Raw genomic sequence first — 14,624 nt, 5'->3', positions numbered from 1 at the left:
CTGGCCCACCGCCTGGCTGACCGCTGCCGCCGCCGAGGTCCTTACTCGCGCCCCCAGATGCTGAACACCACRCTGCCCCGCGCCGCTTCCGCCCGACACACGACATGACGCCGACCCGACACTCTCTTGATCACCGGCGGGGCCGGGGGGCAGAACATGGCATGTCGGCACGACGGCTGTGGAGGGCCGCCGTGCCGGCTGGAGAGGTGCCGGATGGAGAGGTGGATGGGGTGGCCGTGGTCGGGGCTGGCCGGGTTGCTGGACCGTAGGTCACTCAGGCGACGGTCGCCGCCGGTCGGGGAATGGCAGGTTGACGGGCTGGCTGCCTTGCCCGGAGGCGTCGCCCGCGGGTGAGTCGCCGTCCTCGTGGTCGTCTTCGGGGAAGGTGTCGGCGAGGAGGAAGGTGTCGCCGAAGAGGGTCTCGCCGAACAGGGCAGCGGGACTGTCGCCGGGCCCGGCCGCGTCGGGGCAGGTAGCCGCCTCGCCAGCACAGCAGTCGTCAAGGGGCGGGCGGGCCTTCCTGTCGTCGCACCGAACGCCGTCCGCGCGCGTGGGTGGTTCCCAGATTCCGCTGTAAAGATGCCCGAAGCCGCGGTGTAGCGGATTTCTGCGGGGTCGGCGTTGGGGGTCGACGGAATAGGGCGGGACGAAGTACGGGTGACCGTCCAGGCCCATGACGACAACCCATTCTCCCCGATGTACGACCCGATGATGGAAGCCACACAACAGGACAAGGTTGTCGAGGTTCGTCTCGCCGCCGAGAAGCCAGTGTACGACGTGATGCGCGTCCGCCCACGCCGCGTTCTTCTGGCATCCGGGAAACGTGCATCCGCCATCTCGCGCGACCAGGGCACGGCGCAACGATGGCGGGACGAGGCGGCGGGTGCGGCCGAGCTCGAGGGGCATCCCTTCTTGGGAAAGAAGGATATGGGTGAGGTTCGCGTCGCAGCAGATTCTTTTCAGGGTGGCGTGCGACAGCGCCAGCCCGTGGCCAGTGGTGGCCGGAGCGGCGCCCGTGTGACCGAGCAATGCGTCGATCGTGGTCGTGACGGTGAGGTGGGGCCGGGTACCGCGGGTGATCGGCAGGGTGCCGGTACCCAGGACGCGTTCGGTGATCTCGATGAGCGCGTCAGCGCGCAGCTGCGGGACGGTGCGGTGGTCTTCGGGATGTTCACCGAGGGGCCTGGGCCTGGCAAGAGGCTCAAGGGCGGCGCGCAGCGCGGCGGCGCCCGCGGCGTCCAGGGTGCCGTGGATGCGAGTGGTGCCGTCGGGCTGGTCGGTCAGGTGCAGCTCGCGGCGACGTGCCTGGTCGCCGTCGTCACGCGGGTCGGCGCCGGGCGGGTGCAGCTGGTCCTGGAGACGGGCGCGGATGGTCCTGCCGAGGGCGGTCAGGTCGCCGGCGTCGAGAACCTCTGCCTGGGCGAGCAGGAACTCCTCCGCCCAGTGGCACTGTTCGGGCGGGGTGTCCGACGGGAGCGCGCGCAGCGCCGTGACGATGACGATGGCCTGGTCGCGGCTGATCGCCATACCGGTCAGGGCCTCGCCGGTACGCGGGTAGGTGACGTCGAGGTCACGGGCCAACTCGACGGTGCGCCGGGCGTCGACGGGGCGCATCTTCAGCTGCCAGCGCAGCAGCTCCGCCGTCGAGGGCAGGTCCTGCTCGCCGAACACCGGGCGCAGGTCCCGGCAGCCCAGGTCCCGGACCACCGCGAACATCACCGCGCCCAACAGCCGACTGGCCCGCTCCGCGGCGTCGAGGAACTCCAACGCCTCTTCATGGGACAACGCCCACAGGTTCGCCCCCGCCAACGTCTTCAACCCACCAACCACCCCGTCCAGCCCAGCCAGCGCATGATGCCGCCTGTCAAAACCGGCGCCGTCGCCGATGCTGCCCGCGTCAATATTCCCACCACGAGAAATCGTCACCGCGCGGTTCCCGCGCGCGATTCCCACAGGATCACCACGATTGACATCCGACGGGCGGCGCCGAATTCCGGGTTCCGGCTCGACCGGAATTCCGGCCACCCAGTTATCCGGTTCCTCGGGAACGGGCGGCTCGGGCATGTCCCAACGGAACCACATATTCGAACGCGCGTCCACTCCCCGATGTTCGGGGGGTTGACCCCCCCTATTTTTTCGAGCCCGAATAACGGGAACTCACTTTGTGGAGCGGGAATCCTCTATTATCGGCGGCTGACGCCGACCGGGCGGCAATCGGAGGCAAAGACACCGCCCAGCGACCATGCAGGTGATAGGCGGGGGCAACATTCCCCGTCGCCCGAGCACCAGCACCAGCACCAGCACCGAACTGCCGGTCCAGACTGGCGGACAACCTCGGACCGTCGATGACGGTCCTCACTCCGATCTTCTTCATTGCGATCGACCACACCCAGGTCCAGGGCGGCCGCGGGAGAAGCCAGCCGACTCGGGCCTGCAGGAGCAGCCATCCTCCGCGGACGGGCGACCGCGGGCCGGCGACCGCCGCGCGCGCGGCCGGCCGGCGGGCGGCCGGCCGGCCGCGCGGGCGGAAGCCCGATCGGGGCAACCCTGATGGCCCGCGGTGATGGGGTGCGCCTAGCTGCGGCGCCACCGAAAGAGACCCGGCCCCAGCCGCCACGCCCAGCAACCCGCCCGCCGGCACGGAGGCCCAGCGCAAAGGCCGCCCAGCGCAAAGGCCGCCCAGCGCAAAGGCCGCCCAGCGCGAGTCACGTAGGTCAGGCACGGGCGCTGGCGTTGGCGAGGATGGCGTCGTGGACGTACCGGGCGAGGCCTGGGGTGACGGTCTCGTAGACCTGGGTGAAGCGCTCGTCGGCGAGATACATCTCAGCGAGACCGACGTGAACGTCGTAGCCGCAGTCGTAGAACCACCGGGTGATGTGCTGGCGGTGCGCCTCGGCCAACGCCGTCGTCTCGGGACCGTCCGCCGGTAGACCGGACAGCAGCGCCTCGCGCCACGCGCGCAGTGCCGCGTCGCTCTCGGCCTTCAGACGCGCTCAGTCCTCCTTGGTGTAGGACGCGACCCGGCGCTGGGACTCCTGGTAGGCGTCGGTCTCGCCGAACCGCTGCTCGGCCTCGTCGGCCCACTCACCGCCGACCTTGTCTGTGCCGAAGACCTCGAACTGCTCGTCGGGTGTCAGTCGCATGCCCATGGTGCGTGCCTCCAGATGCCTGTCGATCGCGGCGACCATGGCCGCGAGCCGCTCGCCGCGTTCCACCAGCAGCCCTCGCTGCCTGCGCAGGTGGCCGACGGTGTCCACGCCCGGGTCGGTCACCAGCGCCCGGATCTCCTCCAGCGGGAAGCCGAGTTCGCGGTACACGAGCACCTGACGCAGCCGTTCGAGATCCGCCGCGCTGTACACCCGGTAACCGGCCGCCGTACGCCCGGACGGGCAGGCCAGCCCGATCTGGTCGTAGTGATGCAGCGTCCGCACAGTGACCCCGGACAGCCCGGCCACCCGTCCGACGGTCAGGTCCTCGGCGCTCTCACCTTCCACGCCTCGACTCTGCGCCCTGACGTCGCGGCAGGGTCAAGCACGGCGGACGGTCCGAAGACGCACCGGCGGACCGCCGCGGCGCGAGACGAGGCCGGACAAGCCCAAAGACCTGGACGAGCTGGCGAATCCGGGAATTCTCCCGTGCACAACATTCACCCTACGGTCCGTCACATGTCCGGCTTTTCGAGTCGTTAGCGCTCGACGGGCGTTCTGGTGCCCGTTAGCGTCCAGTTTCCGGAGGGGCAGCGCGGTGTCGGCTGTTTGCGGCACCTCAGCCAGGAGGCTTTCTTTGGCGTCCCCCGCCGTCACTCTGCCGTTGCGGCGCACGTTGCTGGGCGTCGCGACAGCGGCCCTCGCCGTCGTCATCGCGGGCTGCCAGCCGGCCACTGTTGGCGGGTCGGCTCAGCCGGTTCCGACCAGCATCGCGGCCGCGTCGCCGGCATCGACGGCCACCACGACCCCGCCCATGGCCGGTGGCACGTCGATCACGGCCATGCCGTCGCTTTCGTCCAGCCCGTCGGTCGCGCCGGGCAAACCGACGAGGCCCGCCGCGGCGATGCCGCCCGCGGCACCGCCAACCACCCGACCCACGCCAGCACCAGCGCCGGCGCCCGTCCCGGTGAGCGCCGGACGAATTCGGCCCGGCGTCGTCTACTCCGGCCCGGCGACGCACTATGACGCGGACGGCGGCGGCAACTGCATGTTCGACCGCCTGAACGACCCCGCCATGCCGGTGGTGGCGATGAACGAGCTGGACTACGAGAACGCCCGCGCGTGCGGCGCCTACATCGAGGTGAAGGGTCCGGGCGGGARCACCGTCGTGAAGGTCACCGACCGGTGCCCGGAATGCGGGCCCGGCCACGTCGACCTGAGCCCGCAGGCGTTTGAGCGGATCGCTGGCGGCGTCCCGGGGCAGGTCAACGTCACCTGGCGGCTGGTCAGCCCGGCCAGCCTCGGTCCCGTGCAGTACCAGATCAAGGACGGATCGTCGGCATACTGGCTGGCCATCCAGGTCCGTAACCACCGCAACCCGGTCGTGTCGCYCGAGGTGCGTGTGAACGGGTCGTGGGTCGCCCTTGGACGCGAGATGTGGAACTACTTCGTCGCGCCCCAAGGACTCGGCCCGGGGCCGTTCACCGTCCGGATCACCGATCTGTACGGCGAGCAGCTTGTCCACACCGTGAACCTGGCGCCTTCGGCCGTGCAGACGACCAACAGCCAGTTCGCCCAGCACTGAGCACGGTCACCGCACGGCCGTTGCCAGGACGAGAGACCGCGCCTTCGGCCACACTCGCACCCGCGCCTCGACGAATCGATGACACCAAGCATCCGATACTGAACCTAACGTGGTCGCAGATCGCGTGCCTCACCCTCGGGCCGCGAGTCCGGCCCGCGGTCGGACGAGGCGCGGGCCGCGCGCAGCGCTGGCGCAGAGCTGGCATGGCGCTGGCATGGCGTTGGCGTGGCGCTGGCGCAGAGCTGGCGTGGCGCTGGCGCAGAGCTGGCATGGAGCGCTGGCGTGGAGCCGGCGCAGCGCTGGCGTGGAGCTACTGAGGCGGATCGAGCGGCGGTGGGGTCCGGCCGCCGGGCTTGGGGGCCGCGGCCAGCTGGGCGCGTTCGGCGAGCAGGCTCTTCTCCCATTCGCGCATCGCGGTCGCGGTCGCGAAGTCGCCGGCGTCGAGGGCGGCGTCCTTCGCCGTCTTCGCCTGGTCGAGCTGTACGGCGATCCTGTGTGCCCTCGCGTTGGCTTGCGTGACCACGGACCGCGGCGCGATGGGTGTCGGGGCCGGCGCGGCGTCCGCCGGCGCGGCGTCCGCCGGTGCGGCGGCGATGGCGTCGAGAGCGCGGCGGCGGGCCTCCTCAAGGTCGATGCCGACGCGGTAGAGGACCTCGGCGGCGACACCCGAGCGCTCGGCCAGCAGCCCGAGCAGGAGGTGCCCGGAGTCGACGTGGGCGTGGCTGAGCAGCAGCGACTCCCGCAGCGAGGTCTCCAGGACGTGCTTCGCGCGGGGGGTGAACGGGATGTGCGCCACCGGCGCGGGCTCGGTCACGCCGACGATCGCCTGGACCGCGGCCCGGGCATCGGGCAGGGTCAGGCCGAACGAGGCGAGGGCGACGCCCCCGGGCCCGGCCTCGTCGTGGACCAGGCCGAGCAGCAGGTGCTCCGTACCGATCCTGTCGTGGCCGAGCGCCCTTGACTCCTCCTGCGCGAGGACAACGGCACGCCGGGCACTGTCGGCGAATCTCTCGAACATCGGCGGTCCCCTAGACGTATCCGTGTTCCCCCCGGTTCAAGGGTAGATCGTCACGCCGGACGGCGCTGGCGCGGTCGTCGAGACGCGGGAACCGCCCGGCAACGCCCGGTTCCCGGAGAATCTCCCGGGAGGACGCAGCCGGACTTGACCTCGGTCAATGAGCGGAATTGTGTGGGGTCATGGTCGAGACAAACGTGGCGCAGCGGATGTGGCGGCTGTTCGAGCCGGTGCACGCGGTCACCTATTTCGCGCCAGCCAGCCTGGCCGCGTGGGAGAACGCCGGGCTGCGGGGCTACTGGCGCGGGTACTTCGCCGGCCGGGCGGCACCGCTGGGGCCGGTCGAGGCGGGGCCGGTCGTCGGCGCCTTCTTCGGGTTCGCGCCCGCCATGGTCGCCAGGGCGCTGCCGGACGTCTGGACCCGGATCTCGCCGGAGAAGGCGCTGGCCGTCCGGCTGGACGGCGCCCGCGCGGCGCTCGGCCCGCTGGTCGCCGGGATCGGCGCGGACGGCCTCACCGAGCTGGCCGCGCTGCTGCGGTCGGCCGTCGACCGGACGCCCGTCGCCGGCCGGGTGCTCGGCGCCGCGAACGCCGCGCTGCCCTGGCCCGACGACCCGCTCGGCGCCGTCTGGCAGGCCACCACCATCCTGCGGGAGCACCGCGGCGACGGGCACGTCGCCGCCCTGGTCACCGCCGGTCTCGACGGCCCGGAGAGCCTCGTCTGGCGGGTCAGCATGGGAGGCACCGACCGCGCCTTCTACCAGCGGATCCGCGGCTGGACCGACGACGAGTGGGACGCCGCGGCCGACCGGCTGCGGGCTCGCGGCTGGCTGGACGCCGCCCATGCGCCGACCGGGGCCGCGCTGGCCGCCGCCCGTGACCTGGAGGCGACGACGGATCGCCTCGCGAGCCCTGCCTGGGACGCGCTCGGCCCGGCCGCCGTCGACCGCGCCGCCGCGCTGCTGGCCCCGGTCGCCCAGGCCGCGGCCACACTGCTGATGTGGCCCAACCCCGTCGGCGTTCCCGACCCGCGTGCCGCCGACGTCCACTGACACGCGCCGGTATCGGCTGACGCGTCGCGTCGCCGTCGGCTGACCGCGTCCGGGAACCGATGCCCGCGCGTCCCGCCCGGGCGCGCTCGACTCCAGGAGACGACTCTCGTGTCCCACCCCCGCCGGTCGCTGGTCGTGAGTGTTCCCACCGAGGAACTCCGCGAGGCGCTGGCCACCACACCCGGCACGGACGTGCTGGTCTGGGACATGTCCGGCGAACCACCCCGGCCGGATCTCGACCTCGTCGTCGTGCCGTACATGTCCGATCCGACCGTGCTCGCCGCTCTCGAGGGCCTGCACCCCCTGCTCGTGCAGAGCCAGTCCATCGGCTACGAGGCTGTCGGCGCCGCGCTTCCCGCCGGCCTCACGTTCAGCAACGCCGCAGGCGTCCACGAGGCGTCCACCGCCGAGCTCGCCATCGGCCTGATGATCGCCAGCCAGCGACGGCTGCCGGCCCTGGTGCATGCTCAGGCGGCTCACAGGTGGGCACACACCGGATCACCGTCGCTGGCGGACTCGCGCGTGATCGTGATCGGGCAGGGCGGCGTGGGCAGGGCGATCATCCGTCGCCTGCGGCCCTTCGAGGTCGACATCATCCGGGTGGCGGCGACTCGCCGCACGGATCCCGACGGCGTCGTGTCGGCGGTCGACGAGCTGCCGGACCTGCTGCCGGGCGCGGACATCGTCGTGCTCGCGGTGCCCCTGAACGCCGGCACGGCGGGCCTGGTCGACCGGGAGTTCCTGGCCGCGATGAAGCCGGGTGCCCTGCTGGTGAACGTCGCCCGCGGCAAGGTCGTCGTCACCGACGACCTGGTCGAGGCGGTTCGGGCCGGCCGGGTCCGCGCCGCGCTCGACGTCGTCGATCCCGAGCCACTGCCGCCGGAGCACGCCCTGTGGAGCCTCGGCGGCGTGCTTCTCTCCCCCCATGTCGGTGGGCACAGCGCCGCGATGCGGCCGCGCGTCGTCGCTCTCGTCCGCGACCAGATCGACGCCCTGGCGGCGGGCGCTCCCCCGCGCAACGTCGTCATCCCCGGCACCGGGGCCGGTACCCGGGCCGGGGACGGCGCTCGGGCCGGGCACGGCACTCGGGCCGGGGATGACACTCGGGCCGGGGATGGCACCGGCACGAACGGCGGAAGCCTGGGAATCCGCGCGACGCTCCGCTGAGACCGACGAGCCCGGCGCGGCCGGGACCAGGCCCACAAACCGCGGCGACCCCGGTCTCAGCAGGCCTCGCGGACCCTCGTGTCCGCCGACCGGTCCTCGGCGCGAACGCCCGCGCCCGTGACAGCCGACGTCGCCGCTGGGCGGCGATGCGGGCTCACGTTGGGTTGCCCGCGCCGCGGCCCCGCGGGGCGGCGGCGCTGGATGGGCCGCTCGACCAGGTAGTACGACGCGGCCGCGAGCGCGACGGAAATGGCGGCGACCGCCAGGATCGCCGGCCACCGGCCGAGCGCGCCGGTCAGGCCGTGGCCCCAGTGGGCGACCACGGGAAAGTGCCAGAGGTAGAGACCGTAGGAGATCCGGCCGAGCCAGGCCAGCGGCCGCGCGGCGAGGACGCGGAACAGCCAGCTCGTCGTCCCCTGCTCCAGCGCGAGGATGACCACCCCGGCAAGCAGCGCGACGACGGTGTAGCCGCCGTAGGACAGCGAGGTCGGCCGTGGGCCCCAGCCGTTCGGCGCGGTCACCGTCGCCACGGCCAGTAGCACGAGCGCGGCCGGGCCGACCACGGGCAGGACGGCCTTCACACGGTTGAGGCGACGCTGCCAGACGAGCGCGGCGGCGCCCTCGCCGTCCGCACCGTCCGCACCGTCCGCGCCATCCAGGCCAGCCACGCCGCGCCGGGCCGCCCGCAGCCAGGCGGCCAGCGCGCAGCCGACCAGGAGCGCGTCCGCGCGGGTGTCCAGGGCGAAGTACGTCCGCGTCCCGGAAGCCCCGAACGCGATCAGGACATCGCGCCACAGCACGACGGCGGCCACCCCACCCAGCAGGACCAGGGGCAGCCGGCGGGCGAGCGAGGGCCGGCGGCACAGGGCGAGCAGCGCCAGCGGCCAGAGCAGGTAGAACTGTTCCTCCAGCGACAGCGACCAGGTGTGCCCCAGCCAGCCGGCCCCCGTGCTCTGGCTCACCACCTGGAAGTAGTTGTTCACGTACAGCATCGACGCGGCCAGGCTGTGGAGGAACTCCGACCGCTCGCCAGCCGAACCGAACCCCAGCAGCACGACCGCCGTGAGGCCCACGAGGGCCAGGAGCCAGAACGCCGGCATCAGCCGGTAGGCACGCCGGAGGTAGAACCGCGCGAGGGACACCCCGCCGGTCCGGTCCCGCTCGGCCAGCAGCTGCCCGGTGATCAGGAACCCGCTGAGCACGAAGAACACGTCGACGCCCAGGTAGCCGCCGGGCAGCGAATCCATGTGGAACACGAGCACGCACAGCACCGCGAGCGCCCGGATGCCGTCGAGTGCCGGGTTGTAACCACCGGGTCTGGCGCCGCCGCGCTCGCGGGCTCGGACCGTCCGAACGACCTGTCCGCGGGAGCCGGCTGGGCCGACCGGCCGCGGGCCCGGTCGCGGTTGCCTGGGCAACCGCGACTCGCCGGGCAGCCGCGACTCGCCGGGCAGCCGCGACTCGCCGGGCAGCCGCGACTCGCCGGGCAGCCGCGACTCGCCGGGCAGCCGTGACTCGCCGGGCAGCCGTGACTCGCCGGGCAGCCGTGACTGGCCAGGCAGCCGCGGCGGCGCCGGGCCGGCCAGCAGGGTCCCCGCCCGGGTGTCCTCGGCCACCGGGCGGCTGCGCGCCACCGCGTTCACGCGGCGCTGCCCGTGTTCCGAGTCGTGTCCGTGCTCTGCCATCCGCACTCCCCTCAGAACTCTCGGACTGCCCACCTACTGGCCTTTTGCACCCTTCTATCCCGCTAACCTTGGGTTCACCTGTCAGGCGAGCCTGGCGTCCGCGACAGCAGTGCTGACCGTGGGCAACCGAGACGCTACTCAAAGGGTTCGCTGGTGCCCGCCGATCACCGTGGGCCCGGGCGTCACGGCCCACACCGATCCCTCACCCGCAGGCAACCGAGGACGCGAGCAGCCGGCGACGCGACGGCCATCAGGACCTTCACGAACGAACTCGTCAAGGACTGGCCGTCGAAGGACGCGTTCATCCGGCTGAACTGGGAGTTCAACGGCAACTGGTACCGCTGGAGCGTCAAGCCGGGCGACGCCGCCAACTTCAAGTCCTGCTGGATTCGGTGGCACAAGGTGGTGAAGGGCATCTCGCCGGACTTCAAGCTGGTGTGGAACCCCAACGCGGAGAGCTCGGACGGAAGCCTCAACGTGCTCGATGTCCGGCTGGCGCGCAGTACGGGATGCTCTGGATAAAGTAGACATACATGGCCGCGTTCCGCACTCATAAACCACATGGGCCGTGGGCTGTCGTCGCTGGGGCCTCCGAGGGCCTCGGAGCTGCCTGGGCCGAGGCCCTCGCCCGGCGCGGCCTGCACGTCCTGGCCGTCGGGCGCCGTCCCGAGCCGCTCCAACAGACGGCACAGCGCCTGGCCGCGAAACACCAGGTCGAGGTGCGGACGCTGGCCGCCGACCTCGCCGAGCCGGGCTTCGCCGACCGCCTCGCCGCGGCCGGCAGCGGGCTCGAGATCGGCACCGCCGTCTACAACGCGGCCTTCTCCTTCACGGGCCCGCTGCTGGACCATCCGCCGCGGCACGCCCAGCGCCTCGTCGACGTCAACGTCCGCGGCCCACTGGCTCTCATCCACCAGCTCGCCCCCGCGATGATCGAGCGCCGCCGCGGCACGATCGTCCTGATGTCCTCGCAGGCCGGTAACCAGGGCGGCCCGGGCCTCGCCGCCTACGCCGCCAGCAAGGCCTTCACCACGTCGCTGGCAGAGAGCCTGCACGCCGAGCTGCGCCCCGTCGGCGTCGACGTCCTCGCGTGTGTGGCCGGAGCCGTGCGCACGCCCGGTTACGCCGCGACCGTCGGGCGCGACGCGCCAGGCACCCTCGATCCCGATCAGGTCGTCGAGGCCGCCCTCGCGGGCCTGGGCCGGACGGCGCTCGTGACCCCGGGCCGCGTGAACAAGCTCGCCACGTTCGTCCTGCGCCGTCTGCTGCCGCGTGCCACCGCCACCGCCATCATGGGCCGCGCCGTGAAGGGGTTCGACGCACCGTGATCCTCGGGTTCTTTCTGCCGTGGATCGCCTTCGGCGCCATCCTCGCCCTGCATGTCGCCCTGCCCGGCCGCTGGATCGACGGCTACGTGCGCGACGATCAAGGCCGGCCGCTGCGCTACCGGCTCAACGGCCTCGCGGTCCTGGTGGCCGCCGTCGGGATCGCCGTGGTGCTCGTCGCCGTGGACGCGGTGCCGGCCGACGAGCTCTGGCGTCACCGCTGGGCCGAGCTCGCCGGCGCGTGCGTCTTCGGCCTGGTGTTCACCGCCGCCCTCGTCCTGACCGCCCCGTCGACCGGGAAGCCCCTGCTCGCCGACCTCTACCTGGGCCGCCGCGAGAACCCGCGCTGGCGTGGCGGCAGGGTCGACGCGAAGATGTGGCTCTACCTGGCGGGCGCGGTACTGCTGGAGCTCAACGTCCTGTCGTTCGCCGCCCACCAGCGGCTCGCGACCGGCCACCTCAGCGCCGCCGTCGCGCTCTCGGCCGGGCTGCTGACCTACTTCGTCGTGGACTACCTCACCTTCGAGCACGTCCACCTCTATACCTACGACCTCTTCGCCGAGCGGGTGGGTTTCAAGCTCGGCTGGGGCTGCCTGGTCTTCTACCCGTACTTCTACTGTGTGGGCCTCTGGGCGCGGGCTGGCGAGCCCGACCCACACGCGCCGGTCTGGCTGATGGTCCTCGCAGGCATCGTCTTCTTCGCCGGCTGGACACTCGCGCGCGGGGCGAACATGCAGAAGTTCCTCTTCAAGCGCCACCCCACTGCCCGCGCCTTCGGCCTGCTCGAGCCGAGCGCGGTCAGTGACGGTGAGCGCACGCTGCTCTGCGGCGGCTTCTGGGGCGCCGCCCGCCACATCAACTACCTCGGTGAGATCCTCATGGCCGCGGGCATCACCCTCGCCCTCGGCACGCCCGGCGACCCCGTGCCCTGGCTGTACCCCCTCTACTACGTCGGCCTCCTCGTGCCGCGCCAGATCGACGACGACCGCCGCTGCGCCGCCAAGTACGGCCCGCTCTGGGACGAGTACCGCGCCCGCGTGCGCTGGCGGATCATCCCCGGGATCTACTGAGTGTCGTCGCCAGCCGTATCGTCGCCAGCCGCGTCGCTGTCGGCCGCGCCGTCGCCGGGCGTCGCCGTCTGGGCGCCCGATCCGTTCCAGTCGACGAGCTGCACGATGACGCCGTTCGGGTCGCGAACCTGAAAGGCCCGCTCGCCCCATTCCTCCTCGGTCAGCGGCATGGTGATCGCCACGCCCTCACCCCGCAGCCGGGCGAGCTCGCCCTCCAGGTCGTCGACGACGAAGGCGAGGATGAGCCCGCCCGCGTGGTCGTCGCGCTGGTCGGCGGGAAGCGTTGGCAGGCCACGCCGCAGGAAGACGACGTTCATGCCGGCGTCGTCGCGGGCGAGGGAGGCGAATCCCGCCGCGGCCAGCTGCTCGGTGAAGCCGAAGTGCCGGGTCAGGAAGCCCGCCGACGCCTCGACATCGTCGACGTTCAGCGATACCGCGGAGGAGCTGATCTTCATTGTTGGCCCTTCGGGATCGTTAACCCCGTACGGCGTACATTGTACAGAGTACAGGGTTTGATGTACGAAGATGGCCAGGTGACGGATGAACGCTCGGGATCCGGTGACCCGGCACGCACGCTGGCGCTGCTGTGGGGAAAGCCGCTCGCACCGTCCCGCCGTGGACCGGCGCGAGGCCTGGAGCTGACCTCCGTGGTCGACACCGCCATCGGCCTGGCCGACCGGGAAGGGCTCGCCGCGGTGACGATGCGGGCGGTCTCCCGGGCGCTCGGTGTCGTGCCGATGACCCTTTACACCTACGTACCGGGCAAGGCCGAGATGCTTGACCTGATGCTGGACGCGGTCTACCTCCGGATGCCGCGCGCGGACACCACGGGCGCGTCCTGGCGCACGCGCCTGACCGCGATCGCCGACGAGAACCGAGCCCTCTTCTCAGCGCATCCCTGGGCCGCCGAGATCTCGACGCTGCGCCCGCCGCTCGGACCGGGCCTCATGGCGAAGTACGAACACGAGCTGGCCGCGCTCGACGGGCTCGGCCTTTCCGATGTGGAGATGGATGACTGCCTGACCCACCTGCTGTCCTTCGTGCAGGCCAATGCCAGGGAGGCGCACCAGGCAGCCACCGTGGCGGCCGCCGGCGACGACGCGCAGTGGTGGGCGAGCGTCGGCCCGCTGCTCGCCCAGGTGCTCGACGAACGGCGCTATCCCCTGGCCAGCCGGGTCGGCACCGCCGCCGGTGAGGCGCATGGCAGCGCCCACGACCCTGGCCACGCGTACCGCTTCGGCCTGGCCCGCGTCCTGGACGGCCTGGCCTTCCTCATTAAGCGCGCCGAGTCGGGTCCACCAGGCGAGGAGTTCAGCGCCGACGGCACCGGTTGACGCCGAATCGGCCGTTCGCCGCCCGTCCTCGCCCGCGATCGACGCCGCTCGCGGAACAGCGGAACCGCTGGCCGGAACGCGGAATCAGACCAGGCCAGAACGCGCGACCCGGAAGCCGACATCGTCCACCTGGTAGTTCGGATGGCTGCGGCGGCGCACCGAGGCTCGGCAGCTCCAGTGCTCGTCGGCCCAGCCGCCGCCGCGTAACACCCGGTAGGTGCCGTAGACCTCGGCGTCATAGACGTCCCAGCACCAGTCCCACACGTTGCCCAGCATGTCGTGCAGCCCCCACGAGTTGGGCAGCTTGCCGCCCACCTCATGAACCCGGCCGTGGGCGTTGTGCTGGTACCACGCGATCTCGTCAAGCGGTCCGTACCTCGGGCCCGCCGTGCCCGCACGACAGGCGTGCTCCCATTCGGCCTCGGTGGGCAGCCGGTATCCGGCGGCGGCGATGTCCCACTCGACGTGCTCGGCGTCGGCATGGATGTCGTAGGCCGGCGTCAGCCCCTCGCTTCTCGACAGGGCGTTACAGAAACGGACGGCGTCCCACCAGGAGACACCTTCGACGGGCAGAAGGTCCCCGTCGACCGCGCTCGGACGCCGCCCGGTCGCCTGCGCGTACCGCGCCTGGGTGATCGGAAACGCGCCGAGACGGTAGGGGGCGAGCTCGACCGACCAGGTACGCCGCGTCCGCCGGTCCGACAGCGTCACCGACCCCGGCGGGATCGCGATCATCGCGTCTTCCACGCCTGTCCCCACGGCCAGGAACTCTAGTGCAGCTCCGCGTAAGTCTTGCTGGGGTTGTCATCAGGCGGCTTTCAGGGGCTCGCCGGTGTAGGTCCAGCGGTATGGCTTGGCAGTGCGGTCGTGGACTTCGATGAAGTGGAGGATCTTGTTGGCGAGGTTGTCGCGGGAGGTGAAGTCGCCGCGGCGCAGGAGYTGGCGGGTGAGGGTGGAGAAGAAGATCTCGACCATGTTCAGCCAGCTGGCGTGCTTCGGGGTGTAGGTCACGACGAACCGGGGGTGGGCCGCGAGCCACCGCCGGGTCGCGTGCGCGGTGTGGCTCGACCCGTTGTCCATCACCAGGTAGATCTTCAGTGTCGGGTCGATCGCCTCGGCGAGCCTGGTCAGGAACCAGGTGAAGTTCGCCGAGTTGTTCTTCCCGGGGATGATCTCGCCGAGGACCTCGCCGGTGGCGACGTCCATCGCCGCGACCAGTGACACGGTGCCGTGCCGGACGTACTC

The 14,624-nt window shown here is 71.8% G+C and carries 16 protein-coding genes; 7 read left to right on the top strand and 9 right to left on the bottom strand.

All coding sequences use genetic code 11. The annotated features are described in order from the left end of the window. Positions 1–270: 270 nt before the first annotated feature. The 4 genes from BL253_RS09025 to BL253_RS43555 all read right to left on the bottom strand — a co-directional run bounded on the left by BL253_RS09025 (position 271) and on the right by BL253_RS43555 (position 4,085). The gene (locus BL253_RS09025) at positions 271–2,064 is read right to left on the bottom strand and encodes an HNH endonuclease signature motif containing protein (protein WP_241834642.1); all 1,794 of its coding nucleotides are present in this window, start codon (positions 2,062–2,064) and stop codon (positions 271–273) included. A 650-nt stretch (positions 2,065–2,714) separates the two neighbouring features. Further along, entirely contained in the window at positions 2,715–2,987 is a 273-nt protein-coding gene (locus BL253_RS45800; RefSeq protein ID WP_274535196.1) for a TipAS antibiotic-recognition domain-containing protein, read from the bottom strand. 6 nt (positions 2,988–2,993) lie between these two features. After that, on the bottom strand, positions 2,994–3,494 hold the full coding sequence (locus BL253_RS45795; protein WP_241834641.1) for a MerR family transcriptional regulator: 501 nt from the start codon (positions 3,492–3,494) through the stop codon (positions 2,994–2,996). Between the two features lie 402 nt (positions 3,495–3,896). After that, positions 3,897–4,085 (bottom strand): hypothetical protein, encoded by a 189-nt coding sequence (locus tag BL253_RS43555; protein ID WP_241834640.1) that lies wholly within the window; start codon positions 4,083–4,085, stop codon positions 3,897–3,899. A gap of 28 nt (positions 4,086–4,113) precedes the next feature. Between BL253_RS43555 and BL253_RS43550 the strand changes: the two genes are divergently transcribed. Further along, positions 4,114–4,731, top strand: coding sequence for an expansin EXLX1 family cellulose-binding protein (locus tag BL253_RS43550; protein WP_241834639.1), 618 nt, complete (start codon positions 4,114–4,116; stop codon positions 4,729–4,731). Positions 4,732–5,041: 310 nt separating this feature from the next. Here BL253_RS43550 and BL253_RS09005 read toward each other — a convergent pair whose 3' ends face one another. Further along, on the bottom strand, positions 5,042–5,749 hold the full coding sequence (locus BL253_RS09005) for a Clp protease N-terminal domain-containing protein (RefSeq protein ID WP_076815436.1): 708 nt from the start codon (positions 5,747–5,749) through the stop codon (positions 5,042–5,044). Positions 5,750–5,928: 179 nt separating this feature from the next. Between BL253_RS09005 and BL253_RS09000 the strand changes: the two genes are divergently transcribed. Together BL253_RS09000 and BL253_RS08995 are read left to right on the top strand one after the other, a co-directional pair. Next, positions 5,929–6,798 (top strand): SCO6745 family protein, encoded by an 870-nt coding sequence (locus tag BL253_RS09000; RefSeq protein ID WP_076815434.1) that lies wholly within the window; start codon positions 5,929–5,931, stop codon positions 6,796–6,798. Positions 6,799–6,906: 108 nt separating this feature from the next. After that, positions 6,907–7,965: a 2-hydroxyacid dehydrogenase gene (locus BL253_RS08995; protein ID WP_081438139.1), complete on the top strand. Its 1,059-nt coding sequence runs from the start codon at positions 6,907–6,909 to the stop codon at positions 7,963–7,965. Between the two features lie 56 nt (positions 7,966–8,021). Here the strand turns inward: BL253_RS08995 and BL253_RS08990 are convergent, their stop codons facing one another. Beyond that, on the bottom strand, positions 8,022–9,650 hold the full coding sequence (locus BL253_RS08990; protein WP_076815432.1) for an acyltransferase family protein: 1,629 nt from the start codon (positions 9,648–9,650) through the stop codon (positions 8,022–8,024). Positions 9,651–9,803: 153 nt separating this feature from the next. Here BL253_RS08990 and BL253_RS08985 point away from each other — a divergent pair, with 153 nt between their 5' ends. From BL253_RS08985 to BL253_RS08975, 3 genes are read left to right on the top strand one after another with little or no spacing between them, the layout of a single operon-like run. Then, positions 9,804–10,172, top strand: a complete 369-nt coding sequence (locus BL253_RS08985) for a hypothetical protein (protein ID WP_076815430.1) — start codon at positions 9,804–9,806, stop codon at positions 10,170–10,172. An 11-nt stretch (positions 10,173–10,183) separates the two neighbouring features. After that, positions 10,184–10,978 carry an SDR family NAD(P)-dependent oxidoreductase gene (locus BL253_RS08980; RefSeq protein ID WP_076815428.1) on the top strand — a complete coding sequence of 265 codons (795 nt, stop codon included), beginning with the start codon at positions 10,184–10,186 and terminating at the stop codon, positions 10,976–10,978. Further along, entirely contained in the window at positions 10,975–12,045 is a 1,071-nt protein-coding gene (locus BL253_RS08975) for a phosphatidylethanolamine N-methyltransferase family domain-containing protein (RefSeq protein ID WP_076815426.1), read from the top strand. Before BL253_RS08980 ends, BL253_RS08975 begins: the two co-directional genes overlap by 4 nt. Here BL253_RS08975 and BL253_RS08970 read toward each other — a convergent pair. Then, positions 12,039–12,500: a VOC family protein gene (locus BL253_RS08970; RefSeq protein WP_241834638.1), complete on the bottom strand. Its 462-nt coding sequence runs from the start codon at positions 12,498–12,500 to the stop codon at positions 12,039–12,041. The genes BL253_RS08975 and BL253_RS08970 overlap by 7 nt on opposite strands. 78 nt (positions 12,501–12,578) lie before the next feature. On the opposite strand from BL253_RS08970, the gene BL253_RS08965 reads away from it, so the two are divergent. Further along, entirely contained in the window at positions 12,579–13,379 is an 801-nt protein-coding gene (locus BL253_RS08965) for a TetR/AcrR family transcriptional regulator (RefSeq protein ID WP_241834637.1), read from the top strand. Between the two features lie 84 nt (positions 13,380–13,463). Here BL253_RS08965 and BL253_RS08960 read toward each other — a convergent pair whose 3' ends face one another. Next, positions 13,464–14,114, bottom strand: coding sequence for a formylglycine-generating enzyme family protein (locus BL253_RS08960; protein WP_076815422.1), 651 nt, complete (start codon positions 14,112–14,114; stop codon positions 13,464–13,466). 72 nt (positions 14,115–14,186) lie between these two features. After that, a partial coding sequence (locus BL253_RS08955; protein ID WP_116438840.1) for an IS630 family transposase occupies positions 14,187–14,624 on the bottom strand: 438 nt, incomplete at its 5' end.

The sequence above is a fragment of the Pseudofrankia asymbiotica genome (genome assembly GCF_001983105.1).
Lineage (GTDB): Bacteria > Actinomycetota > Actinomycetes > Frankiales > Frankiaceae > Pseudofrankia > Pseudofrankia asymbiotica.
This window is presented reverse-complemented; position numbering and strand designations above follow the sequence as displayed.

Coding starts and splice junctions, on each gene's coding strand:
- BL253_RS08970 (WP_241834638.1), bottom strand. CDS start 12,500: ATGAAGATCAGCTCCTCCGCGGTATCGCTGAACGTCGACGATGTCGAG.
- BL253_RS08980 (WP_076815428.1), top strand. CDS start 10,184: ATGGCCGCGTTCCGCACTCATAAACCACATGGGCCGTGGGCTGTCGTC.
- BL253_RS09005 (WP_076815436.1), bottom strand. CDS start 5,749: ATGTTCGAGAGATTCGCCGACAGTGCCCGGCGTGCCGTTGTCCTCGCG.
- BL253_RS08960 (WP_076815422.1), bottom strand. CDS start 14,114: ATGATCGCGATCCCGCCGGGGTCGGTGACGCTGTCGGACCGGCGGACG.
- BL253_RS09000 (WP_076815434.1), top strand. CDS start 5,929: ATGGTCGAGACAAACGTGGCGCAGCGGATGTGGCGGCTGTTCGAGCCG.
- BL253_RS08990 (WP_076815432.1), bottom strand. CDS start 9,650: ATGGCAGAGCACGGACACGACTCGGAACACGGGCAGCGCCGCGTGAAC.
- BL253_RS09025 (WP_241834642.1), bottom strand. CDS start 2,064: ATGCCCGAGCCGCCCGTTCCCGAGGAACCGGATAACTGGGTGGCCGGA.